The sequence below is a fragment of the Streptococcus sp. GMD5S genome (genome assembly GCF_000298715.2).
GTDB lineage: Bacteria > Bacillota > Bacilli > Lactobacillales > Streptococcaceae > Streptococcus.
Genome location: NZ_AJRG02000002.1, coordinates 114,148 through 137,169, shown reverse-complemented (window position 1 = coordinate 137,169; position 23,022 = coordinate 114,148). Strand labels below are relative to the sequence as shown.

The 23,022-nt window shown below is 40.3% G+C and carries 20 protein-coding genes; 15 read left to right on the top strand and 5 right to left on the bottom strand.

Annotated features, from left to right (window positions below; all coding sequences use genetic code 11):
* Nucleotides 1-113: 113 nt before the first annotated feature.
* From rnc to GMD5S_RS0202130, 4 genes are all read left to right on the top strand, one after another.
* A complete protein-coding gene (rnc, locus tag GMD5S_RS0202145; RefSeq protein ID WP_000661472.1) occupies nucleotides 114-812 on the top strand; it encodes a ribonuclease III in 699 nt (232 codons plus the stop codon).
* Nucleotides 803-4,342: a chromosome segregation protein SMC gene (smc, locus tag GMD5S_RS0202140; protein ID WP_000280904.1), complete on the top strand. Its 3,540-nt coding sequence runs from the start codon at nucleotides 803-805 to the stop codon at nucleotides 4,340-4,342. The genes rnc and smc overlap by 10 nt, the downstream gene beginning before the upstream one ends.
* Nucleotides 4,343-4,484: 142 nt before the next feature.
* Nucleotides 4,485-5,411: a bifunctional riboflavin kinase/FAD synthetase gene (locus GMD5S_RS0202135; protein WP_000633651.1), complete on the top strand. Its 927-nt coding sequence runs from the start codon at nucleotides 4,485-4,487 to the stop codon at nucleotides 5,409-5,411.
* 147 nt (nucleotides 5,412-5,558) lie between these two features.
* Nucleotides 5,559-5,720, top strand: a complete 162-nt coding sequence (locus tag GMD5S_RS0202130; RefSeq protein ID WP_000627735.1) for a hypothetical protein — start codon at nucleotides 5,559-5,561, stop codon at nucleotides 5,718-5,720.
* 183 nt (nucleotides 5,721-5,903) lie between these two features.
* Here GMD5S_RS0202130 and GMD5S_RS0202125 read toward each other — a convergent pair whose 3' ends face one another.
* Genes GMD5S_RS0202125 through GMD5S_RS10840 form a run of 3 tightly spaced genes read right to left on the bottom strand, consistent with a single transcriptional unit; the run spans nucleotide 5,904 to nucleotide 7,756 of the window.
* On the bottom strand, nucleotides 5,904-6,722 hold the full coding sequence (locus GMD5S_RS0202125; RefSeq protein WP_000617742.1) for a TIGR03943 family putative permease subunit: 819 nt from the start codon (nucleotides 6,720-6,722) through the stop codon (nucleotides 5,904-5,906).
* Nucleotides 6,719-7,624: a permease gene (locus GMD5S_RS0202120; RefSeq protein WP_000151877.1), complete on the bottom strand. Its 906-nt coding sequence runs from the start codon at nucleotides 7,622-7,624 to the stop codon at nucleotides 6,719-6,721. Before GMD5S_RS0202120 ends, GMD5S_RS0202125 begins: the two co-directional genes overlap by 4 nt.
* Nucleotides 7,625-7,756: an SPJ_0845 family protein gene (locus GMD5S_RS10840; protein WP_000268696.1), complete on the bottom strand. Its 132-nt coding sequence runs from the start codon at nucleotides 7,754-7,756 to the stop codon at nucleotides 7,625-7,627. It lies immediately after the preceding gene.
* Nucleotides 7,757-7,886: 130 nt separating this feature from the next.
* On the opposite strand from GMD5S_RS10840, the gene GMD5S_RS0202110 reads away from it, so the two are divergent.
* The 8 genes from GMD5S_RS0202110 (at nucleotide 7,887) to GMD5S_RS0202070 (ending at nucleotide 17,524) form a co-directional block, all read left to right on the top strand.
* The gene (locus GMD5S_RS0202110) at nucleotides 7,887-10,016 is read left to right on the top strand and encodes a Tex family protein (RefSeq protein WP_000359111.1); all 2,130 of its coding nucleotides are present in this window, start codon (nucleotides 7,887-7,889) and stop codon (nucleotides 10,014-10,016) included.
* Nucleotides 10,003-10,446: a SprT family protein gene (locus GMD5S_RS0202105; RefSeq protein ID WP_001054542.1), complete on the top strand. Its 444-nt coding sequence runs from the start codon at nucleotides 10,003-10,005 to the stop codon at nucleotides 10,444-10,446. The genes GMD5S_RS0202110 and GMD5S_RS0202105 overlap by 14 nt, the downstream gene beginning before the upstream one ends.
* 59 nt (nucleotides 10,447-10,505) lie before the next feature.
* Nucleotides 10,506-10,778 carry a PspC domain-containing protein gene (locus GMD5S_RS0202100; protein WP_001060204.1) on the top strand — a complete coding sequence of 91 codons (273 nt, stop codon included), beginning with the start codon at nucleotides 10,506-10,508 and terminating at the stop codon, nucleotides 10,776-10,778.
* 116 nt (nucleotides 10,779-10,894) lie between these two features.
* Nucleotides 10,895-12,529, top strand: a complete 1,635-nt coding sequence (locus GMD5S_RS0202095) for a hypothetical protein (protein WP_001262759.1) — start codon at nucleotides 10,895-10,897, stop codon at nucleotides 12,527-12,529.
* Between the two features lie 10 nt (nucleotides 12,530-12,539).
* Nucleotides 12,540-13,268 (top strand): hypothetical protein, encoded by a 729-nt coding sequence (locus tag GMD5S_RS0202090; protein WP_000434511.1) that lies wholly within the window; start codon nucleotides 12,540-12,542, stop codon nucleotides 13,266-13,268.
* Between the two features lie 3 nt (nucleotides 13,269-13,271).
* On the top strand, nucleotides 13,272-14,393 hold the full coding sequence (locus tag GMD5S_RS0202085) for an AAA family ATPase (protein ID WP_000156038.1): 1,122 nt from the start codon (nucleotides 13,272-13,274) through the stop codon (nucleotides 14,391-14,393).
* A gap of 382 nt (nucleotides 14,394-14,775) precedes the next feature.
* The gene (locus tag GMD5S_RS0202075) at nucleotides 14,776-15,534 is read left to right on the top strand and encodes an ABC transporter ATP-binding protein (protein ID WP_000173369.1); all 759 of its coding nucleotides are present in this window, start codon (nucleotides 14,776-14,778) and stop codon (nucleotides 15,532-15,534) included.
* 1 nt (nucleotide 15,535) lies between these two features.
* The gene (locus GMD5S_RS0202070; protein WP_000489345.1) at nucleotides 15,536-17,524 is read left to right on the top strand and encodes an ABC transporter permease; all 1,989 of its coding nucleotides are present in this window, start codon (nucleotides 15,536-15,538) and stop codon (nucleotides 17,522-17,524) included.
* A 39-nt stretch (nucleotides 17,525-17,563) separates the two neighbouring features.
* On the opposite strand, the gene GMD5S_RS0202065 is transcribed toward GMD5S_RS0202070, so the two are convergent.
* Nucleotides 17,564-18,259: a VIT1/CCC1 transporter family protein gene (locus GMD5S_RS0202065; RefSeq protein WP_000138119.1), complete on the bottom strand. Its 696-nt coding sequence runs from the start codon at nucleotides 18,257-18,259 to the stop codon at nucleotides 17,564-17,566.
* Between the two features lie 217 nt (nucleotides 18,260-18,476).
* Between GMD5S_RS0202065 and GMD5S_RS0202060 the strand changes: the two genes are divergently transcribed.
* From GMD5S_RS0202060 to ftsY, 3 genes are read left to right on the top strand one after another with little or no spacing between them, the layout of a single operon-like run.
* The gene (locus tag GMD5S_RS0202060) at nucleotides 18,477-19,268 is read left to right on the top strand and encodes a Cof-type HAD-IIB family hydrolase (RefSeq protein WP_025172599.1); all 792 of its coding nucleotides are present in this window, start codon (nucleotides 18,477-18,479) and stop codon (nucleotides 19,266-19,268) included.
* Nucleotides 19,268-20,086 carry a Cof-type HAD-IIB family hydrolase gene (locus GMD5S_RS0202055; protein ID WP_000763426.1) on the top strand — a complete coding sequence of 273 codons (819 nt, stop codon included), beginning with the start codon at nucleotides 19,268-19,270 and terminating at the stop codon, nucleotides 20,084-20,086. Before GMD5S_RS0202060 ends, GMD5S_RS0202055 begins: the two co-directional genes overlap by 1 nt.
* Nucleotides 20,087-20,089: 3 nt before the next feature.
* Nucleotides 20,090-21,388, top strand: coding sequence for a signal recognition particle-docking protein FtsY (gene ftsY / locus GMD5S_RS0202050; protein ID WP_000522290.1), 1,299 nt, complete (start codon nucleotides 20,090-20,092; stop codon nucleotides 21,386-21,388).
* 43 nt (nucleotides 21,389-21,431) lie between these two features.
* On the opposite strand, the gene zwf is transcribed toward ftsY, so the two are convergent.
* Nucleotides 21,432-22,919 (bottom strand): glucose-6-phosphate dehydrogenase, encoded by a 1,488-nt coding sequence (gene zwf / locus GMD5S_RS0202045; RefSeq protein WP_000096111.1) that lies wholly within the window; start codon nucleotides 22,917-22,919, stop codon nucleotides 21,432-21,434.
* Nucleotides 22,920-23,022 lie beyond the last annotated feature (103 nt).

Genomic DNA, 23,022 nt, shown 5'->3' with positions numbered 1-23,022 from the left:
TGAAATTGTCTTCTAAAAAATGCTCAATTCCCCTCTAGTCCCGTTTTAAAGTGACTAAGGGGGCTTTTTTTGATATAATAAGAAGGACTGTTATCAGTTAGAAAGAGGTTGGTATGAAAGAATTACAAACTGTACTAAAGAAGCGTTTTGCAATCGAATTTGCAGACAAAAACTTACTGGAAACGGCCTTTACTCATACGAGTTATGCCAATGAGCACCGCCTCTTAAAAATTTCACACAATGAGCGCTTGGAATTTTTAGGAGACGCTGTTCTGCAATTATTGATTTCAGAATATCTGTATAAAAAATATCCTAAGAAACCAGAGGGAGATTTGTCTAAACTCCGTGCTATGATTGTCCGTGAGGAGAGTTTGGCTGGTTTTGCGCGTGATTGCCAGTTTGATCAGTTTATCAAGCTAGGAAAAGGAGAAGAAAAGTCTGGTGGGCGCAATCGTGACACCATTCTTGGAGATGCCTTTGAAGCTTTTTTGGGAGCATTGCTTTTGGACAAGGATGTTGCTAGAGTAAAAGAGTTCATCTATCAGGTCATGATTCCCAAGGTTGAAGCAGGTGACTTTGAAATGATTAAGGATTACAAGACACACCTGCAAGAGTTGCTCCAGGTCAATGGAGATGTGGATATTCGCTACCAGGTGACCTCTGAGACGGGGCCTGCCCATGACAAGGTTTTTGATGTAGAAGTTCTGGTTGAGGGCAAGAGTATCGGAAAAGGTCAAGGTCGTTCTAAAAAATTGGCTGAGCAAGAGGCCGCTAAAAATGCAGTTGAGAAAGGGCTGGATTCATGTATTTAAAGGAGATTGAGATTCAGGGATTCAAGTCCTTTGCTGACAAGACCAAGGTCGTATTTGACCAAGGCGTGACAGCTGTCGTTGGACCCAATGGTTCTGGGAAGTCAAATATCACAGAAAGTTTGCGATGGGCCTTGGGTGAGTCTAGTGTCAAGAGTCTTCGTGGTGGCAAGATGCCGGACGTTATCTTTGCTGGAACTGAAAGTCGCAAACCACTCAATTATGCCTCTGTTGTCGTGACCTTGGACAATGAAGATGGTTTTATTAAGGATGCAGGGCAAGTCATTAAGGTAGAACGCCATATCTACCGTAGTGGAGATAGCGAGTATCGAATTGATGGCAAGAAAGTTCGCTTGCGTGATATTCATGACCTCTTCTTGGATACCGGTTTGGGTCGGGATTCCTTCTCCATCATTTCCCAAGGGAAGGTTGAGGAAATTTTTAACTCCAAACCCGAAGAACGCCGTGCTATTTTTGAAGAAGCTGCTGGAGTTTTAAAATACAAGACTCGTCGAAAAGAAACAGAAAGCAAACTGCAACAAACTCAAGACAATCTCGACCGCTTAGAGGATATTATCTATGAATTGGACAATCAAATCAAGCCCCTTGCAAAACAAGCCGAGAATGCGCGCAAGTTTCTCGACTTGGATGGTCAACGCAAGGCGATTTACTTGGATGTACTGATTGCTCAAATCAAGGAAAACAAGTCTGAACTAGAGCTAACAGAAGACGAGCTAACGCAGGTTCAGGAACTCTTGACCAGTTATTACCAAAAACGTGAAGAGTTAGAAGAGGAAAATCAAACTCTTAAAAAGAAACGCCAAGATCTCCAAGCTCAAATGGCTAAAGACCAAGGGAGCTTAATGGATTTGACTAGTTTGATCAGTGACTTAGAGCGAAAACTAGCCTTGTCTAAACTGGAATCTGAGCAGGTAGCCCTCAATCAACAAGAAGCACAAACCCGTTTGGCGACTTTGGAAGATAAGAGAAAGGCTCTGAGTAAAGAAAAATCTGAAAAAGAAGCGAACTTGGAACAGTTAGAGGAAAGTCTAGCTGAAAACAACAAGGAACTCAATCGTTTAGAAGCGGAGTTGTTGGCATTTTCAGATGATCCTGACCAAATGATCGAGCTCCTGCGTGAACGTTTTGTTGCGCTTTTACAAGAAGAAGCGGATGTCTCAAACCAACTGACCCGCATCGAGAATGAGTTGGAAAACAGCCGTCAGCAGTCTCAAAAACAAGCTGATCAACTTGAGAAACTGAAAGAACAACTGGCTACAGCTAGAGAAAAGGCCAGTCAACAGCAGGCTGAGCTTGAAACTGCCAAGGAGCAGGTTCAGAAATTATTGGCTGACTACCAAGCTAGTGCCAAGGAACAAGAGGAGCAGAAAGTTTCTTACCAAGCCCAGCAGAGCCAACTCTTTGATCGTCTAGACAGTCTCAAAAACAAGCAGGCTAGAGCCCAGAGTTTGGAAAACATCCTAAAAAATCATAGTAATTTTTATGCGGGTGTTAAGAGTGTTCTTCAAGAAAAAGCCCGTCTTGGTGGGATCATTGGTGCAGTCAGTGAACATTTGACCTTTGATGTGCATTATCAAACTGCCCTAGAGATTGCGCTTGGAGCTAGCAGTCAGCATATCATCGTAGAAGATGAAAACGCGGCAACAAAGGCGATTGATTTCCTCAAGCGCAATAGAGCTGGTCGTGCGACCTTTCTTCCATTGACGACTATCAAAGCTCGTACGATTTCTAGTCAGAATCAAGATGCTATCGCAGCAAGTCCAGGATTTCTGGGAATGGCAGATGAGTTGGTGTCGTTTGATAAGAGACTAGAAGCCATTTTCAAAAACTTGCTAGCCACAACGGCTATCTTTGATACCGTAGAACATGCCCGTACGGCAGCTCGTCAAGTTCGTTACCAGGTTCGTATGGTGACGCTTGATGGTACCGAATTGCGTACAGGTGGTTCCTACGCGGGTGGTGCCAATCGTCAAAACAACAGTATTTTCATCAAGCCAGAGCTGGAACAATTACAAAAAGAAATTGCTGAAGAAGAAGCTGACTTGCGGTCAGAAGAAGCGAGTTTGAAGACCTTGCAAGATGAGATGGCGGTATTGGCAGAAAGATTAGAAGCCATCAAATCTCAGGGTGAGCAAGCTCGTATTCAGGAGCAAGGTTTGTACCTCGCTTATCAACAAACCAATCAGCAGGTCGAAGAACTGGAAACGCTTTGGAAACTTCAAGAAGAGGAATTAAATCGCCTATCTGAAGGAGATTGGCAAGCGGACAAGGAAAAATGCCAAGAGCGCCTTGCAACTATCGCCAGTGAAAAGCAAAATCTGGAAGCTGAGATTGAAGAGATTAAGTCTAACAAAAACGCTATTCAAGAACGTTATCAAAACTTGCAGGAACAAGTAGCGCAAGCACGCTTGCTTAAGTCAGAACTGCAAGGACAAAAGCGGTATGAAGTGACTGATATTGAACGACTAAGTAAGGAATTGGATAATCTGGATCTCGAACAAGAGGAAATTCAGCGCCTTCTCCAAGAAAAGGTTGATAATCTTGAGAAAGTGGATACGGATTTGCTAAGTCAGCAGGTGGAAGAGGCCAAAACTCAGAAAGCCAATCTTCAACAAGGTCTGATTCGCAAGCAGTTTGAATTGGATGATATCGAGGGTCAACTGGATGATATTGCCAGCCATTTGGATCAGGCTCGCCAGCAGAACGAAGAGTGGATTCGCAAACAAACACGTGCTGAAGCCAAGAAAGAAAAGGTCAGCGAACGCTTGCGCTATCTACAAGCTCAATTAACTGACCAGTACCAGATCAGCTACACTGAGGCTCTAGAAAAAGCGCATGAGTTGGAAGACCTCAATCTGGCAGAGCAAGAGGTTAAGGATCTTGAGAAGGCTATTCGCTCACTCGGTCCAGTCAATTTGGATGCTATTGAACAGTACGAAGAAGTCCACAATCGTTTGGATTTCCTAAATAGCCAACGAGATGATATTTTGTCTGCGAAAAACTTGCTTCTTGAGACCATCACAGAGATGAATGATGAGGTTAAGGAACGCTTTAAATCAACCTTTGAGGCTATTCGTGAGTCCTTTAAAGTGACCTTTAAACAGATGTTTGGCGGTGGTCAGGCAGACTTGATATTGACTGAGGGTGATCTTTTAACAGCTGGTGTGGAGATTTCTGTTCAACCACCAGGTAAGAAAATCCAATCTCTCAACCTTATGAGTGGTGGGGAAAAAGCCCTATCAGCTCTGGCTCTGCTCTTCTCAATCATCCGAGTTAAGACCATTCCTTTCGTCATCTTGGACGAGGTAGAAGCGGCGCTGGACGAAGCCAATGTTAAACGTTTTGGGGATTACCTCAACCGCTTTGATAAGGATAGTCAGTTTATCGTCGTGACCCACCGTAAGGGAACGATGGCGGCAGCGGATTCTATCTATGGAGTTACCATGCAAGAATCAGGTGTGTCTAAGATTGTTTCGGTTAAGTTAAAAGATTTAGAAGAAACAGTAGACTAGTTACTAAATGATAGCATCTCTTAGGAGGTGCTATTTTTAAAACTAAAGTGCTACATTTTCTCTTAAGGTCAGTTCAGGCGCAAAAAACGACATTTGGGATTTCCTCTTAGCGAAAAGACTTTCTCTATGATATAATAGTTTCATGATTACAACAGTACCTATTAAGAACGAAAAAGATATTGCAGTACCAGGTAATACAGTCCTTGTACTAGGTTATTTTGATGGCATCCACAAGGGGCATCAGAAACTCTTTGAAGTAGCCAGTAAGGCTTCGATGAAGGATTATCTGCCAGTTGTCGTGATGACCTTTACAGAATCGCCAAAACTTGCCTTACAACCTTACCAACCTGAACTCATGCTTCACATCGTCAATCATGAGGAACGAGAGCACAAGATGAAGTGGCACGGAGTAGAGGCTCTTTTCCTACTTGACTTTAGTAGCAAATTTGCTAGTCTAACGGGTCAAGAATTCTTTGATACCTATGTTCGAGCTTTAAAACCAGCGATTATTGTAGCAGGATTTGACTATACCTTTGGCTCAGATAAGAAAACTGCGGATGACCTGAAGGACTATTTTGATGGAGAGATCATCATTGTTCCTCCAGTTGAGGATGAAAAGGGCAAGATTAGTTCTACACGGATTCGTCAGGCAATTCTTGATGGAGATGTAAAGGAAGTCAAGCATCTGCTCGGCACTCCGCTCCCATCTCGTGGAATGGTCGTTCATGGAAATGCTCGTGGGCGGACTATTGGTTATCCAACAGCCAATCTGGTCCTAAGAGACCGAACTTACATGCCAGCGGACGGTGTTTACGTAGTCGATATCGAAGTGCAACGTCAGAGATATCGTGGCATGGCAAGTGTTGGGAAAAATGTTACTTTCGATGGAGAAGAACCACGTTTTGAAGTCAATATTTTCGACTTTTCAGACGATATTTACGGTGAGACAGTCATGGTCTACTGGCTGGACCGTGTTCGCGATATGGTCAAATTTGACTCCATAGAAGAACTCGTAGACCAACTCCAGAAAGACGAAGAGATTGCTCGGAACTGGAAGGATGGAGAGTAGAAGAGTTAAAAAAGTGAACCATATTATGGGTTTGCTTTTTTATTTTTGAAAGAAATTTTTATAGAGAGAAACATAATTGAAGCTTGATTGAAAATCTGTTAAAATAGTGATATTCATAACTTTAAAAATCAAAGAAAAGAGACTAATATGATTACAGGCGAATTCAATATTCCAAGTGGTGAAATTATCTTTACTCCTGAAGAATTGGATCATCAGGTCTCTTATGTATCTGATGATGCCTTTAACTTGAAATTGGATACAATTTTTGATGAATACGACGATGTTTTCAAAGCTTTGTTGGAAAGATGACAGTCTATTTAACAGAAAAGCAAATTGAAAAAAATGATAAGCTATTCTAAATGGGTTTCTGAACATTCTGTCAGAGAAAAGAACAAAAAGTAAGCTAGTTTGTTAGATTGAAATGAGTATAAGAAAAAAATGAAGAGACAATATTGGAATTCTGTAATACAGAAATTCTGATATTGTCTCTTTTTATTGAAATACGCGATAAACATAAGGATTTTCTGGTTTGTCTACTTTTGTGAAACTCTCAACTTCCAGTGTTGGGAGTTTTTGTTTGAGTTCTTTATGGTAGTGGAGGGTCAGGGTTCCTCTAGCGGTAATCCAGGTATTGTCAGGATACTGGCGTGAGTTTCCCTTGGTCAGGAGTCCATATACACCAGAGTCTGCGATACAGTGGATAATCCCAAAGCGAAAGAGGAATTGGCTATCTGGATGGCTAGGATCGTTATAAACAAAGCCTGTAAACTCGATTTTCTTTCCTTCAAACTCCTGAGGATAGTCATAGAGAACTTCCATGACCTCCATATAGTTTTCATCTGTAACCTGAATGGTTGACTGGGAGAGGTATTTATCAGCTGTAGACCTCATTTCCTTTTCATAAGCAGATTTGGAAAAATAGGTGCTGGTATCGGGTTTGAGGTATTGACTGGATGTTCCTTCGCTTGCCTGAATGGCTGTGTTGATTCCCTCAGCAAGTGGGAAATGATAACCTTTGGCAGATACAGTTCTCGAGTCCAAACTTACGGTCGGAAAGGCAACCCCAATCAAGAGAGGTAGAGACAGTAAAAGGACGCTGATTTGTCTAGCTCGACGACTTTCCAAATGGCTGTGAGAGTTGATTTTCTTGATCCAGATATAGAATTGGACCAGAGCCAACAGAAGAGAAAGGATCATGGAGATATAGACTAGATAGGAATAGTGGAGGTTGATGTAGTGACTGAGCTTGCCAGATAGCTGCAGATACAGAGTTAGAGCAAAATAACCCAGTAAAATGAAAAATCGGATCATAGCATCACTCCTATCATGTAAGAATAAAGCAAGACAAACACTGTCACGATGCCCATGAATTGCAAGATGAAGCGCGCTTTGAGATAGTGTTTCATCATGAGGAGATTTTTGATATCAAGCATGGGGCCAATGACCAGAAAGGCAAGGACTGGCGCTAGGCCGAAGCTCGAGAGGAGAGAAGCGCCGATAAAGGCGTCCGCCTCGCTACAAAGAGAGAGGAGAAAGGCTAGAAACATGAGCAAGAGAATCGCAAGGACTGGACTAGCACTGATAGAGGTCAAGATCCGAGTCGGGACATAGACCTGCACGATAGCCGCAAAGAGACAGCCAAAGACCAAGTAACGCCCCATATCGAAAAACTCATCAATAGCTTGTATAAAGATCTGAAACACTTTTCTAGCGGGACCCAAGTGTGAAAAGTCATGTTCATGGCAAGCGATAGGATTCTCTTTTTGAATGGGTTCCTTCCAGAAAAATCCTAGGAAAATCCCCAGAATCAAAGCAATCACAATAGCTCCCAGAGCTCGCAAGAAGGCAAGTTTTATTGAATTGCCAAAGGCAGAATATGTGGCGAAAAGAACGATAGGATTGATGATGGGAGCAGTCACCAGAAAAGGAACCGCTGTGTAGCTGGGCACTTTCTTTTCCAGAAAACGATTGATAATCGGAACGATACCACATTCGCAAGAAGGAAAGAGAAAGCCAATGAAGGTACCAAAAAAGATCCTCCCCCAACGATTGCGAGGGAGAAACTCATAAACTTTATCAGGTGTGATATAGACCTCAATCAATCCCGAAATGAGACTCCCAATCAAGACAAAAGGAAGGGCTTCAATCATGATGGAGAGAAAAATAGCTCCCGCTTGTAATACACTAGGAGGAAGAGATTGGAAAATCGTCATCTATTTTTTCTTCTCAACTTTTTCTTTTTTATCTTTGTCATCTGGAAAAGTGACCTGTGTTAAGTCAGGAAGTTTGGCGAATTCTTCAAACATCTTGTCCAAGTCATCCGTTTTTGTAAATTTAACAGCCATGGGCCTACCTCTTTTCTACATTCTACCTCTATTATACTATTATTTTGTGGAAAAGGGATTATTTTGATAATCAAAGATGCAAAAACAGGTAAGGCAAAACAAGAACTGTTCCTTATGGTATAATAGATTCATGGATAAAAAATATGAAAAAATCTCCCAAGATTTGGGTGTAACCTTAAAGCAAATCGATACTGTTCTAAGTTTGACGGCTGAGGGGGCGACAATTCCCTTCATCGCGCGTTATCGCAAGGACATGACTGGTAGTCTGGATGAGGTGGCGATTAAGGCTATTATCGACTTGGATAAAAGTCTGACAAATCTCAATGACCGTAAGGAAGCTGTCTTGGCTAAGATTCAAGAACAAGGCAAGCTGACCAAGGAATTGGAAGCAGCTATTTTGGCAGCTGAGAAATTAGCAGACGTAGAAGAACTCTATCTTCCTTATAAGGAAAAACGTCGGACCAAGGCAACCATTGCCCGTGAAGCTGGACTCTTTCCTCTTGCTCGCTTGATTTTGCAAAACGTAGATGGCTTAGAGAAAGAAGCTGAGAAGTTTGTCTGTGAAGGATTTGCGACTGGTCAAGAAGCCTTGGCTGGTGCGGTTGATATCTTGGTCGAAGCCTTATCGGAAGATGTGACTTTGCGTTCACTGACCTATCAAGAAGTGTTGAGACACTCTAAAATCACTTCGCAAGTCAAGGATGAAAGCCTTGATGAAAAACAAGTTTTTCAGATTTACTATGATTTTTCAGAGACAGTTGGCAACATGCAGGGTTATCGTACCTTGGCTCTCAATCGTGGGGAGAAACTAGGTGTCTTAAAAGTCGGCTTCGAACATGCGACAGACCGTATCTTATCATTCTTTGCTGCTCGTTTCAAGGTGAGAAACGCCTATATTGATGAAGTGGTTCAACAGTCAGTTAAGAAAAAGGTCTTGCCGGCTATCGAGCGGCGCATTCGGACAGAGTTAACCGAAAAGGCAGAAGAAGGGGCTATCCAACTCTTTTCTGACAACTTGCGAAATCTCCTCTTGGTTGCTCCACTGAAAGGGCGCGTGGTTCTAGGCTTTGACCCTGCTTTTCGTACAGGTGCCAAGCTTGCTGTCGTAGATGCAACAGGGAAAATGCTGACGACTCAAGTCATTTATCCTGTTAAACCAGCTTCAGCTCGTCAGATTGAAGAAGCCAAGAAAGATTTGGCAGATTTGATTGGACAGTATGGCGTGGAAATTATTGCTATCGGAAATGGAACGGCCAGCCGGGAAAGCGAAGCCTTTGTGGCGGAAGTTCTGAAAGATTTTCCAGAAGTGAGCTATGTTATCGTCAATGAAAGTGGTGCTTCTGTCTACTCTGCCAGTGAACTTGCTCGTCAGGAGTTTCCAGAATTAACTGTTGAAAAACGCTCTGCTATTTCTATCGCTCGTCGTTTGCAAGATCCGCTTGCCGAATTGGTCAAAATTGATCCCAAGTCAATCGGTGTCGGGCAATACCAGCACGATGTCAGTCAGAAGAAACTGTCTGAAAGTCTGGACTTTGTCGTTGATACGGTGGTTAACCAGGTCGGTGTCAATGTCAATACAGCCAGCCCAGCACTTCTCTCCCATGTAGCTGGACTCAATAAAACTATCTCTGAAAATATCGTTAAATACCGTGAAGAAGAAGGAAAAATCACTTCACGCTCTCAAATTAAGAAAGTTCCTCGTCTCGGTGCCAAAGCCTTTGAGCAAGCTGCTGGTTTCCTCCGTATTCCTGAAAGTAGCAATATCCTTGATAATACAGGAGTTCATCCAGAGAACTATGCTGCCGTCAAAGAGCTTTTCAAACGCTTGGATATCAAAGACTTGAATGAAGAGGCACAAAGTAAGCTTAAGTCCCTTTCAGTTAAGGAGATGGCACAGGAACTGAATCTCGGCCCAGAAACCCTTAAAGATATCATTGCCGACCTTCTTAAACCAGGTCGAGATTTCCGGGACTCCTTTGATGCACCTGTGCTTCGCCAAGATGTCTTGGATATCAAGGATTTAAAAGTCGGCCAGAAGCTGGAAGGTGTGGTGCGTAATGTCGTTGATTTCGGTGCCTTCGTTGATATTGGGATTCACGAGGATGGCTTGATTCATATTTCCCACATGAGTCGCAAATTTATCAAACATCCCAGCCAAGTGGTTTCAGTCGGAGATTTGGTAACGGTTTGGGTTAAGAAAATCGATACCGAACGTGAAAAAGTCAATCTGTCGCTCCTTGCTCCAGATGAATCTAACTGAGTACGTTCAGTCTGTTTCACTCGAAGACTTTGGTAGACCTTTCACGCACCAAGCTCAGTGGAATTCTCGTCTGCGAACGACAGGCGGGCGATTTTTCCCTAAAGATGGGCATTTGGATTTTAATCCCAAGGTCTATAATGAACTTGGTTTGAAGGTTTTTCGAAAAATCGTACGCCATGAACTCTGTCACTATCACCTTTATTTTCAGAAAAAAGGATATCGACATAAGGACCGAGATTTTAAAGAACTTTTGAAAGAAGTGGATGGACTGCGCTTTGTCCCCCCTCTGAAAGACCAAAGTACCTACCTAGTCTATCAGTGTCAATCCTGCAAGCAATCCTATCAACGAAAGAGGAAGATTGATACCAAACGCTATCGCTGTGGCGTCTGCCGTGGTAAACTCGTCATCTTAAATCGGCCTAAGGACTGATGTTTGTGAACCTGTTTCATGCTATACTACTTGTAAGAATACCGAAAGAGGAACATATCATGAATAACAAATTTTATAAAATGAAACGAAATAGTATGGTGTCGGGAGTTTTAGCTGGTCTATCAGACAAGTGGAATTTTGATGTAACTTTAGTCCGCTTTCTCTTTGCCATTTTTACCATATCAAATTTTGGGATTGGCGTGATTATTTACATCATCCTCGCCTCTATCCTGCCAACTAAGGAAGAAATCGAAGCAGAAATGTACGGAACAGGACCACGCAAACGAAAGGAAGCCGAGGCAATTGATGACAATGATGGACGGTTTTGGTGATAATAATAGAAGCAGGAACTTCGTCCGATTGGACGAAGTTTTTTTAAACTTGTCAAATCAAATCTTGAAATGGTATAATAAATCAATGAATACAATAATAATGTAGAGAGATTAATATGGCTAACGAGAATAAAACGTTTGAATTACAAAGTTCTGAAACTGACTTTGACTATGAACAATTACTTGAATTAGAAAGTTCTTTAGAAAATAACCTTAAGGATGTTGTTGAACATATAGATCAACTTGATATAGACAGAGAGAAATTACAAAATAATGAATATCTTCAAGAATCTATTGAAAATATAGTTTGGGAGCAAGTACAACTTCAACTTGCTGCCCAAATTGGTGAAGAGTTTATTAAAGAGAACAAAGGTCAAACCCTAGATTTACGAAAAGAAGCTCATATCCAAACTGCTGAAAATTTTGAAAAAGGGAAATTTGCAACTCATAATAGAGATGTTGATTATCAAGGAAGATACACTAAATGGCAAGACAACTTCACTATTAATAAAAAAGGTGAAAGAGTTCTAAAAAGTGATGCTCGTGAGTTTTTTGACAAAGGAAGAGACAAAGGTTCAGGAGCGGTTCATAAAGATCATACAGTTTCTATAAAGGAGCAATTGAATGATATTGAAATGTCTACATTTTTTTCTAAAGAGGAAGTAAAAGAGTTTGCTAATAGTTCTAAAAATTTACATGATTTAGACGCTTCTGCTAATATGTCTAAAGGCGACAAAACTATGAAAGAATTTTTGGACTCTGAAAGGAATGGATTGAAGCCAGAAGAACGTTTTAATATTAATAGAAAACAGTTAGAGAAAGATGATCAAGAGGCTAGAGAAGAACTTCATAAAAGAAAACAAGAAAATAAAGAAAAAGCTATTCAATCTGGTAAAAAATCACGACACGACGAAGCATTAAAAGTTTCCGGAAAAGCTTTAAAGGCTGCAATTTTTCAACTTTTATCAGAATTTTTAAAAGAAATTATCAAGAAATTTATAGTTTGGTTGAGTGAAAAGCATAAGAATTTCAATTCATTCCTTGAGAAATTAAAAGAAGCTGTTTCTTCTTTTGTTTCAAATTTATCAAAGCATATTTTAAATGTTGGTCAATCTATCTTAACAATGCTTGTAACATCTATTTTTGGAACAGTTGGTGAAATTTTTTTAAAAATTTGGACATTTATAAAACAAGGTTGGTCATCTCTAAAAGATGCTATTGATTATTTGAATAATCCTGAAAATAGTTCCAAAGATATTAATATTATTATTCTTGAACTTGGGAAAGTAATTACTGCAGGTATAGTTGTCACAGGAGGACTGGCTTTGGGAGAAATAATTGGTAAATCTCTCATTGCCATTGCGCCTCCACTTGCGGTAGAAATACCTATTCTAGGCTCATTGGCTAGTATTATCGGAACATTTATGGGGGCTACTGTCGCTGGTATAACAGGTGCTTTTGTATTAAAAATGATTGATCAGCAAATTGTCAATAAACAAATTTCCGAACTAAAATCTAAGAAAATTGATCAAAATAATGAAATGTTAGTAATTCAAGATCAATTATTAGATGTAAAGAGCATAAAGCTTCAAGTAGAAAAAGATTCTGTTATCAATACTATTAAGGAAAGACATGATATGGCTGCTTCAATAATGAAAGAAAAGCTATCAGATATTTTTGCAGAATCTACAAGAGACGATAAAAGTGACTTTGATGAGATTGATAATTTATTACAAGAATTATTAGATTAGGGAGATAAATATGGAACAAGAAGTATTTGAGCAAGAACAAGAAACAATTGAAATAAACATTAGCAAACATGATTTCGATGAAGCGAAAGAGCATTTGAAAGAGTTTGCTGAACAGAGTCGAGATGATTTGTATTTTGATACAGTTAGGACTCATGAAGAATTCTTTGGTTTTGGTCTTGATTTTGTTGAGCATGGAGTTACTGGTAAAGAGTTTAATACTTTAGTTGAACAAACTCAAAATTACATTTCAAAATTTTATGATAATCAACAAAAACTTATTGAAGAATTTGGTCAAGTTTATAAAGCTTTAGAAGCTCTTGATAAAGGTCATATTCAAGCAATTATTTGTAATGTAGCTGCAATAGAGCTTAACAATAAGAAAATTTTAAAAGAGCAAGCACGTATTGATAAAACGATTGAGAAACAGACTTCTACACTCTTAGCACTTAAGCAATTTAAAGAAAAATTAAATGAAAATAATCATAAAGAATCCATTGAGGAACATAAAAGAATTCTATCTTCGTTAGATGAAAGAATTGATAAATTAGAACAATTCTCATCAAAAATCCCTTTAGAACCTGTTTCACATACTGCTGAACTCGAGGAGCTTAGAAGAGAATTAGAAGAAAGTAAACAACAAATTCAACTTATTTCCAATCGACTACTTACAGTTTTTATCATATCCGGAGTATCCATTGGAATGTTAATTATTGCTTTACTTTTTATGTTTTTGAGGTAGATTATGACAATATCCCGTGATAAACTAATTGAGAGTGCCAAAAAATTGGATCGACAACTGGGTAACGAATTGGTTTTTCTCACTAAAGTGAATGAGATTATAATTGATCATTCTGACACAAATAAAGTAGCCGATTTATATAAATCTATATATTTATTTCAAAAAGAGAACAAAAAAAGTAAGATAAGTCCAACGCTGAAAGAGTTATCTGATAATTTAGCTTGTTATTTAGGTTACTCTTCCCTTTATGAAATACTAGGGCAGGAGTTAGGAAAACGTAGCAACTCTTCTCTGGATGAATTGATGAAGGAATTAAATCAATTAGTTGGTTTACAAAAAGTTAAAGAGGAAGTTTCGAGGTTAGTTATATATCAAAAGGTTCAGTCCAAAAGAAAAGAGTCTGGGCTAAAAGTACCAAAGAGAACTTTACATATGGCGTTTATGGGGAATCCTGGTACTGGAAAGACGACAGTGGCCAGAATTGTAGGTCGGATGTATTTTCAGTTAGGCCTTCTTTCAAAGGGGCATTTTACTGAAGTCTCTAGAACGGATTTAATTGCTGGTTACCAAGGTCAAACCGCTTTGAAAGTAAAAAATGTTATCGAAAAAGCAAAAGGTGGCGTTTTATTCATAGATGAAGCTTATAGTATTACAGAAAATGACAATACGGATTCATATGGACGAGAATGTTTAACGGAATTAACAAAGGCTCTAGAGGATTCAAGAGATGATCTAATTGTTATTGTTGCAGGATATACTGATCCAATGAATCATTTTTTTGAATCAAATCCTGGTTTGAAATCTCGCTTTAATTATTTTATTAATTTTGAAAATTATTCTTCTACGGAATTGTTAGATATTCTTGAAACTTTAGCAAGAAAAGACGACTACCAGATTGAGGACAAGTTGAAAGAAATATTATTAAATTATTTTAATGAAAAGTTAGAAAGTAATCTCACAAATTTTTCTAACGGACGTTTCGTTCGAAATCTTTATGAAGATTTAATAATGAATCAAGCTGTTCGAATAGATAAAAGTGAGAGTGTATCTTCAAAAGATTTAACTTTGTTGATAAAAGACGATTTTTCTTTAGAAGAAAACTGTTCTGCTTATATAGAAATATAATTAATTGAGAGAATACATCATCAAATCGTAGCTAAATTTCTTACTGATTGATGCAGACTGAATATCGAACCTTAACCCTTGTATCCGCAAGGGTTTTCTTCTTGACTTTCTTTTGTGGTAAAATATTGATAGCGAAATTGCTTGATTTTTTCAATCTTACAAAAATGTAAGATTAAAGTCTCTTTTGTAAGGTTAGGTTATGGCAAGACCTCTTTTTTTGCGATAAACTAGACTCATAAAGAACAAAGGAGTAAAACCATGAAAAGAATTTTACAAAAGAAAACAAGAAAACCAAGTCAAAAAGATATCGAGCGTGTTCAACTAGGATGCGCTATGATGCAAGCACAGTTTCAATTGATGGGATATTAAGAAGGAGAAAATCATGACACTTTTAGATGTAAAACACGTTCAAAAAATCTACAAAACACGTTTCCAAGGCAACCAAGTTGAGGCTCTCAAGGACATTCACTTTACCGTAGAAAAGGGTGACTACGTTGCTATCATGGGTGAGTCTGGTTCAGGAAAGTCAACCTTGCTCAACATTCTAGCTATGCTGGACAAACCAACTCGCGGGCAGGTTTACCTCAACGGAACCGACACAGCCACTATTAAAAATTCACAGGCTTCGAGTTTCCGTCGTGAGAAGTTGGGATTTGTCTTCCAAGACTTTAACTTGCTAGATACCTTGTCTGTTAAGGATAATATCTTGCTTCCGTTAGTTCTATCACGAAAACCTATTACGGAGATGATGAAAAAATTGGTGGTGACTGCTGAGAATCTAGGTATCAACCAATTGCAAGAGAAGTACCCTTACGAGATCTCAGGCGGTCAAAAGCAGCGGGTAGCAGTAGCACGCGCCATCATCACAGAACCTGAAATTCTCCTTGCTGATGAGCCAACAGGAGCCCTTGACTCCAAGTCATCTGCAGCACTTCTGGATGTATTTGATGAAATCAATGAACGTGGCCAAACCATTCTCATGGTAACTCACTCAACGGCAGCAGCCAGCAGGGCCAAGCGCGTTCTCTTTATCAAAGACGGCATTCTTTACAACCAAATCTACCGTGGAGACAAGACAGAGCGTCAGATGTTCCAAGAAATCTCTGATACTTTGACTGTTATGGCAAGCGAGGTGAATTAGTATGTTCCGATTAACCAATAAGTTAGCGGTATCCAACTTGATCAAAAACCGCAAACTCTACTATCCCTTTGCTTTAGCTGTTCTCTTAGCAGTGACCATCACCTATCTCTTTTACTCACTGTCGCTTAATCCTAACATTGGCAAGATCCGAGGGGGAGAAACTATCTCTATGACGCTTGCCCTCGGTATGGTGGTTGTTACCATCGCTTCTGGAATTATTGTACTTTATGCCAATAGTTTTGTCATGAAGAACCGCTCCAAGGAGCTGGGTGTATATGGTATGCTGGGTCTCGAAAAGCGCCATTTGATCAGTATGGTTTTTAAGGAGCTTCTTATTTTTGGTTCCTTAACCTTGACAGCTGGTCTCGGTCTAGGAGCTCTCTTTGATAAGCTAATCTTCGCCCTTCTTCTGAAGCTGATGAAGATGAAAGTGGAGCTCGTTTCGACTTTCCAACCAATTGTCTTTATCCTAGTTCTCATCGTCTTTGGAGCTATCTTCCTAGGTCTGATTTTTATCAATGCCTTTCGTATTGCACGCATGAATGCCCTTCAGCTCTCTCGTGAGAAGGCCAGTGGTGAGAAAAAAGGACGTTTCTTAGGTGTCCAAACCATTCTAGGTCTGATTAGTTTGGGAGCGGGTTACTATCTAGCAGTAACAGTCGAAAACCCACTTTCTGCTGTTCTGATTTTCTTCGTAGCAGTTTTGTTAGTAATTTTGGGAACTTATCTTCTCTTCAATGCAGGGATTACAGTTTTCTTACAAATCTTAAAGAAAAACAAGCGTTATTATTACCAACCCAACAACATGATTTCCGTATCCAATCTCATTTTCCGTATGAAGAAAAATGCGGTTGGTCTGGCGACGATTGCTATTCTCTCAACCATGGTCTTAGTGACTATGTCTGCTGCAACAAGTATCTTTAAGGCATCAGAAAACTTCAAGAAGGTCATGAATCCACATGATTTTGGGATTACAGGACAGAATGTTGAAAAAGAAGATATCGAAAAACTCTTGAGCCAGTATGCTAGTGAAAAAGGATTGACTGTCACAAAGAAAGAAGTCCTTACATACAGTAACTTTGGTGTGGCAAATCAAGAAGGTACGAAATTGACAATTTTTGAGAAAGGTCAAAATCGTGTTCAACCGAAAACTATTTTTATGGTCTTTGACCAAAAAGACTATGAGAATATGACAGGACAGAAACTTGCACTTTCAGGTAAGGAAGTTGGATTGTTTGCTCAAAACAAGCAACTTCAAGGTCAAAAAGAACTGACTCTGAATGACCAGACCTACACGATCAAAGAAGAAATCAAAAAAGATTTTATTCTTGAACATGTCCCAAATCAGTACAATATTCTAACTTCGGATTATAACTATTTGGTTGTTCCTGACTTGAAAGCCTTTCTTGACCAGCATCCTAATTCTTCCATCTTTAATCAATACTATGGTGGTATGAATGTAACGGCTAGTGAGGAAGAGCAGCTTAAAATTGCAGATGACTATTCAAAATTCGTTAACAACTTTAATAGAGAACTAAACAAAGAAGGAAGCTATGTTTACGGAAGCAATCTGGCTGATAGTAGTGCGCAGATGAGTGCTCTCTTTGGTGGAGTTTTCTTCATCGGTATCTTCCTCTCTATCATCTTTATGGTGGGAACGGTTCTTGTCATCTACTACAAACAAATCTCTGAAGGCTATGAAGATCGTGAACGCTTTATCATTTTGCAAAAAGTCGGTCTCGATCAAAAGCAAATCAAGCAAACCATTAACAAACAGGTGCTAACTGTATTCTTCCTTCCTTTGCTATTTGCCTTCCTACACCTTGCCTTTGCCTATCATATGCTTAGCCTCATCCTAAAAGTCATTGGTGTGCTAGATGCGACCATGATGTTGACAGTCACTCTGTCCATCTGTGCCATCTTCCTCATCGTCTATGTTTTGATCTTTATGATTACCTCAAGAAGTTATCGCAAGATTGTGCAAATGTAAAAAAGATACCTCGATGCTGGTCGAGGTATTTCTTTTAGCTTAGATACTAAAGAGTTGTCCCAAGAGGAAGGTTACGCCCATGGTGAGAAGTCCGATACAGAGGTTACGGATCATAGCAGTTTTCGTAGGTGCCTTGCCTAGTTTAGCACTGGTATAGCCAGTGACGAGAAGGGAAAGGGCAACGATAAAAACAGTAGCAGGAATGCGATAATCACTTGGAAAGACAGTGATGGAAAGCATAGGAGGAAGACTTCCCAGTACAAAGGCGATAAAGCTAGAGATTGCAGCATGCCAAGGATTGGTAAATTCCTCGTACTCGATACCGTATTTTTCCTCAACCAAGGCTTTGAGGGGATTTTTTAAAAAGGCCTTGTTGGTCAAAAGTTGTGCGGACGTTTCACACTCACCATTTTGAAGGTAAGCAGCATAGAGGGATTGTTTAGCAGATTCGATGTCCTTATCCAAGAGCAACTGTTCTCTGGCAACAGCGGCTTCTTCCGTGTCTTTCTGAGTGGATACAGAGACATATTCTCCACCTGCCATAGAAAAAGCACCAGCGAGGATAGCGGCTAGTCCAGATAAAAAGATAATCCAGATATTGCTCGTCGCACTGGCAACCCCGATAACGACTCCAGCGATGGAAATAATCCCATCATTGGCACCCAGAACACCCGCACGTAGGATATTGAGTCGTCCTGCAAAGTTAGCATCAATTTCATGTTTCATTTCTGTCATAGTCATCTCCTTTCTCTCCATTATAGAGAAAAGGGTAGGGGAATACAAACTTTTTAAACTATCTGAAAAAAGTTCTACGATTCTAATTTTTAGGCCCTTTGAAGTTTTACCGAAAAAGCACGGCAATACAGTTGCCAATCCTACTGTACAAGTCCTTTTTTAGCTTATCTATGGTATAATAGAAGGTAGATTTATCAATTGGAGAATGAAGGATTTTATGATTAAACTTGTAGCAACCGATATGGATGGAACCTTTCTAGATGGAGAGGGTCGGTTTGATATGAAACGCCTCAAAAACGTACTTGTTTCCTACAAGGAAAAGGGGATTTATTTTGCAGTGGCTTCAGGTCGTGGTATCCTGTCCCTGAAAAAGTTGTTTGCAGATGTGCGTGATGAAGTGATTTTTATAGCTGAAAATGGGAGCTATGTTGAGTTTCATGGTGAGGATATGTATGAGGCTACTATGTCTCGGGATTTTTACTTGAGCACTTTTGAAGCTTTAAAGAAATCACCCTATTTTGATGAAAGAAAAATGCTCTTGACTGGGAAAAAAGCTTGTTATGTATTGGATACAGTGGATGAGATCTATCTGATGTTTAGTCGTCACTACAATGAAAACATTCAAAAAGTAGCGAGTTTAGAAGATATCACGGATGAGATTTTTAAATTCACCACCAACTTCACAGAAGAAACGATAGAAGTTGGTGAGGCCTGGGTCAACGAAAATGTTCCTGGTGTGAAAGCCATGACAACTGGTTTTGAATCCATTGATATTGTCTTGGACTATGTTGATAAGGGTGTAGCTATTGTTGAGCTGGCAAAAAAACTTGGTCTGACCATGGATCAGGTCATGGCTTTTGGCGATAATCTCAATGACCTTCACATGATGCAGGTAGTGGGGCACCCCATCGCTCCTGAAAATGCGCGACCAGAGATTTTAGAATTAGCAGAGACAGTGATTGGCCACCATAAGGACCAATCAGTGATGACTTATATGGAGGGCTTATAATGGCAGATATTAAATTGATTGCACTGGATTTGGACGGTACTTTGCTGACAACGGATAAAAAGCTGACAGATCGTACCAAGGAGGTCCTCAAAGCTGCGCGTGACCGTGGCATCAAGGTCGTTCTGACAACGGGACGTCCTCTGAAAGCTATGGATTTCTTTCTCCATGAGCTAGGGACTGACGGTCAGGAGGATGAGTACACCATCACCTTTAATGGTGGTCTGGTACAGAAAAATACTGGAGAGATTCTCGATAAAACCGTCTTTTCAATCGATGATGTGGCACGTTTGTACGAGGAAACTGAAAAACTCGGACTTCCGTTAGATGCTATTTCAGAAGGAACCGTCTATCAAATCCAGTCGGACCAAGAAAGTCTCTATGCTAAGTTCAACCCAGCCTTGACTTTCGTACCTGTCGCTTTTGAGGATCTATCTAGTCAGATGACGTATAACAAATGTGTGACTGCCTTTGCCCAAGAACCTTTGGATACAGCGATTCAACAGATTTCTTCTGAATTGTTTGACCAATATGAGATCTTCAAATCGCGTGAACTCTTATTGGAATGGTCACCGAAAAATGTCCACAAGGCAACAGGTTTAGCGAAATTAATTAAACACTTAGGAATCGACCAAAGTCAAGTCATTGCTTGTGGGGACGAGGCCAATGACCTTTCCATGATTGAGTGGGCAGGTCTGGGAGTTGCCATGCAAAATGCAGTTCCAGCAGTTAAGGCAGTTGCCAATGTCATTACCCCAATGACCAACGACGAGGAAGCCGTTGCCTGGGCTATCGAAGAATACGTGCTAAAGGAGAACTAGAATATGGGATTATTTGACCGTCTATTCGGAAAAAAAGAAGAGCCGAAAATCGAAGATATCGTAAAAGAAGCTCTGGAAAATCTTGATTTGTCAGAAGAGGTTGAAGAAAACCAAACTTCAGTCGAAGAAACTTCTCAGGAAGAGACAGCAAGAGACAAAGTGGAAGAAACACCTGCTCAAGAAGAAACCCCTCAGATCTTGACAGAAGAAGTTATTGAACCAGAAGCAGTTGAGGAAACGGTTCAAGAAGAGGTTGATGAGACAGAGCAAGGCCAAGAACCTGAAGAATTTTTCGAAGAAGAGAGCCAAGAATCTCTAGAAACTGGAGAAGAGCTAGGGGCTGAAGACGTAGGAGAAGAAAGTCACCAGTCTGAAGAAACGGTTCAGGAAAAATATGACCGCAGTCTCAAAAAGACGCGTACCGGATTCGGTGCTCGTTTGAATGCCTTCTTTGCCAACTTCCGTTCTGTCGATGAAGAATTCTTCGAAGAATTGGAAGAACTGCTCATCATGAGCGACGTCGGTGTGCAAGTCGCTTCAAACTTAACAGAAGAACTACGCTATGAAGCCAAACTCGAAAATGCTAAGAAGCCTGATGCGCTCCGTCGTGTCATTATCGAGAAATTGGTTGAACTCTATGAGAAGGATGGCAACTACGATGAACAAATCCATTTCCAAGATGGTTTGACAGTCATGCTCTTTGTTGGTGTTAATGGTGTTGGGAAGACAACTTCTATTGGGAAATTGGCTCATCGATATAAACAAGCTGGCAAGAAAGTCATGTTGGTTGCGGCAGATACCTTCCGTGCGGGTGCTGTAGCTCAGCTAGCTGAATGGGGTCGACGTGTGGATGTTCCTGTTGTGACGGGGCCTGAAAAGGCTGATCCAGCAAGTGTGGTCTTTGATGGTATGGAACGCGCCGTAGCCGAAGGGATTGATATTCTCATGATTGATACAGCAGGGCGTCTGCAAAACAAGGACAACCTTATGGCCGAGTTGGAAAAGATTGGTCGTATTATTAAACGTGTCGTTCCAGAGGCACCTCATGAAACCTTCCTGGCACTCGATGCTTCAACTGGACAGAACGCCTTGGTACAAGCTAAGGAATTTTCTAAGATAACACCATTGACTGGAATTGTTTTGACAAAAATTGACGGAACTGCTCGCGGTGGTGTCGTTCTGGCTATCCGAGAAGAACTTAATATCCCTGTAAAATTGATTGGTTTTGGTGAAAAAATCGATGATATCGGGGAATTTAACTCAGAAAACTTTATGAAAGGTCTCTTAGAGGGCTTGATTTAATACAAAATAAATATCCTACAAGTCATCTTGCAGGATATTTTTGCTATTCTAAACGGCCATCTTCACGATAGGCGATATCTGGTTGCCAAGTCCATTTTGCTCCATACTTCTCAAGTAAGTCAAAGCTTGCTTGTGGTCCCATGCTTCCAGACTTGTAGTCGTGGAGCGGAACTCCATTTTGAGCCCAGAGCTCTTCGATACGGTCAATCAATTTCCAAGAAGCGCTCACCTCATCCCAGTGGCTAAAGTTGGTAGAATTGTTGTTCAAGACATCGTAGATTAGCTTTTCGTATGGATCTGGTGAAGCCCCAGTAGCGGTAGCATCTGTACGATAATCTAAAGAGCTTGGCGCCAGGTTAAATTCTTCACCGACTTGCTTCCCATTTAGGCTGAGAGAGAATCCTTCAGTTGGTTGGATATAGATGGTCAAAATGTTTGGAGCAAGTGGTTCTCCGAAGATAGAGTCCATTTGCTTAAAGACGATATTGACATGAGTCCCTTTTTCAGTCAGGCGTTTCCCTGTACGGAAGAAGAAGGGAACACCACGGAAACGATCGCTGTCTACAAAGAAGGCACCAGATGCAAAGGTTTCTGTTGTAGATTCTGGGTCGACATTTGGTTCGCTTCGATAGGAAATGTATTTCATGCCATCGATTTTACCAGAGCGATATTGACCACGGATAAACTGTTCTTTCAGTTCTTCCTCAGTTGGATGATAGAGGTTTTTAAAGACCTTTATCTTTTCAGCACGAATCTCATCTTTTGTAAAACTAGCTGGTTTGTCCATGGCTAGAAGAGAGAGGAGTTGGAGAGTATGGTTTTGCACCATATCACGAAGGGCACCAGATTGATCATAGTAGCCACCGCGTTCTTCAACACCCAAGCGTTCCGCAAAGGTAATCTGTACATTATCAATGTGCTCACGGTTCCAAACATTCTCAAAGATCATGTTGGCAAAACGAACAGCAAAGATACTCTGAATCATCTCTTTACCTAAGTAATGGTCGATACGGTAGATTTGCTCCTCATCAAAGGCAGCAAGGAGATCTTCATTGAGTTTGCTCGCTGTTTCGTAGTCTGTGCCAAATGGTTTCTCAACGATCAAGCGCTCAAAACCTTTGCCATCAACAATGTTTTCAGATTTGAGGTGCTTGGCGATAGTTCCAAAGAACTGGGGTGCCATGGACAAGAAGAAGAGTTTATTGTGTTCAGCTTGGTATTTTTCGTTGAGCTCAGCTTGTAATTGACGCAAGGCAATGTAATGTTCCGTATCATTCACATCATGGCTTTGATAGTAGAAGTGGCTAGCGAATTCTTGGGCTTGCTCGGTACTATCTGCCAAATCAAGGATGGATTCGACAACTACAGATTCAAAATATTCCTTACTCCAAGGTCTACGAGCTGTTCCAATAACAGCAAAATGCTCAGAGAGATTGCCTGATTTATAGAGTCTGAAAAGGGAAGGGTAGAGTTTGCGTTTAGCTAAATCTCCACTCGCACCGAAAATTGTAACAATAACCTTTGATGACATCTAGCTACCTAATTTCTATATTTTTTCCTAGTTGGACTAGGGATGAGATTTCCTCATTATCATAGTTTTTATTTTATCATAATTTTCAAAAAAAACAAAAAAT

Coding starts and splice junctions, on each gene's coding strand:
- rnc (WP_000661472.1), top strand. CDS start 114: ATGAAAGAATTACAAACTGTACTAAAGAAGCGTTTTGCAATCGAATTT.
- smc (WP_000280904.1), top strand. CDS start 803: ATGTATTTAAAGGAGATTGAGATTCAGGGATTCAAGTCCTTTGCTGAC.
- GMD5S_RS0202135 (WP_000633651.1), top strand. CDS start 4,485: ATGATTACAACAGTACCTATTAAGAACGAAAAAGATATTGCAGTACCA.
- GMD5S_RS0202130 (WP_000627735.1), top strand. CDS start 5,559: ATGATTACAGGCGAATTCAATATTCCAAGTGGTGAAATTATCTTTACT.
- GMD5S_RS0202125 (WP_000617742.1), bottom strand. CDS start 6,722: ATGATCCGATTTTTCATTTTACTGGGTTATTTTGCTCTAACTCTGTAT.
- GMD5S_RS0202120 (WP_000151877.1), bottom strand. CDS start 7,624: ATGACGATTTTCCAATCTCTTCCTCCTAGTGTATTACAAGCGGGAGCT.
- GMD5S_RS10840 (WP_000268696.1), bottom strand. CDS start 7,756: ATGGCTGTTAAATTTACAAAAACGGATGACTTGGACAAGATGTTTGAA.
- GMD5S_RS0202110 (WP_000359111.1), top strand. CDS start 7,887: ATGGATAAAAAATATGAAAAAATCTCCCAAGATTTGGGTGTAACCTTA.
- GMD5S_RS0202105 (WP_001054542.1), top strand. CDS start 10,003: ATGAATCTAACTGAGTACGTTCAGTCTGTTTCACTCGAAGACTTTGGT.
- GMD5S_RS0202100 (WP_001060204.1), top strand. CDS start 10,506: ATGAATAACAAATTTTATAAAATGAAACGAAATAGTATGGTGTCGGGA.
- GMD5S_RS0202095 (WP_001262759.1), top strand. CDS start 10,895: ATGGCTAACGAGAATAAAACGTTTGAATTACAAAGTTCTGAAACTGAC.
- GMD5S_RS0202090 (WP_000434511.1), top strand. CDS start 12,540: ATGGAACAAGAAGTATTTGAGCAAGAACAAGAAACAATTGAAATAAAC.
- GMD5S_RS0202085 (WP_000156038.1), top strand. CDS start 13,272: ATGACAATATCCCGTGATAAACTAATTGAGAGTGCCAAAAAATTGGAT.
- GMD5S_RS0202075 (WP_000173369.1), top strand. CDS start 14,776: ATGACACTTTTAGATGTAAAACACGTTCAAAAAATCTACAAAACACGT.
- GMD5S_RS0202070 (WP_000489345.1), top strand. CDS start 15,536: ATGTTCCGATTAACCAATAAGTTAGCGGTATCCAACTTGATCAAAAAC.
- GMD5S_RS0202065 (WP_000138119.1), bottom strand. CDS start 18,259: ATGACAGAAATGAAACATGAAATTGATGCTAACTTTGCAGGACGACTC.
- GMD5S_RS0202060 (WP_025172599.1), top strand. CDS start 18,477: ATGATTAAACTTGTAGCAACCGATATGGATGGAACCTTTCTAGATGGA.
- GMD5S_RS0202055 (WP_000763426.1), top strand. CDS start 19,268: ATGGCAGATATTAAATTGATTGCACTGGATTTGGACGGTACTTTGCTG.
- ftsY (WP_000522290.1), top strand. CDS start 20,090: ATGGGATTATTTGACCGTCTATTCGGAAAAAAAGAAGAGCCGAAAATC.
- zwf (WP_000096111.1), bottom strand. CDS start 22,919: ATGTCATCAAAGGTTATTGTTACAATTTTCGGTGCGAGTGGAGATTTA.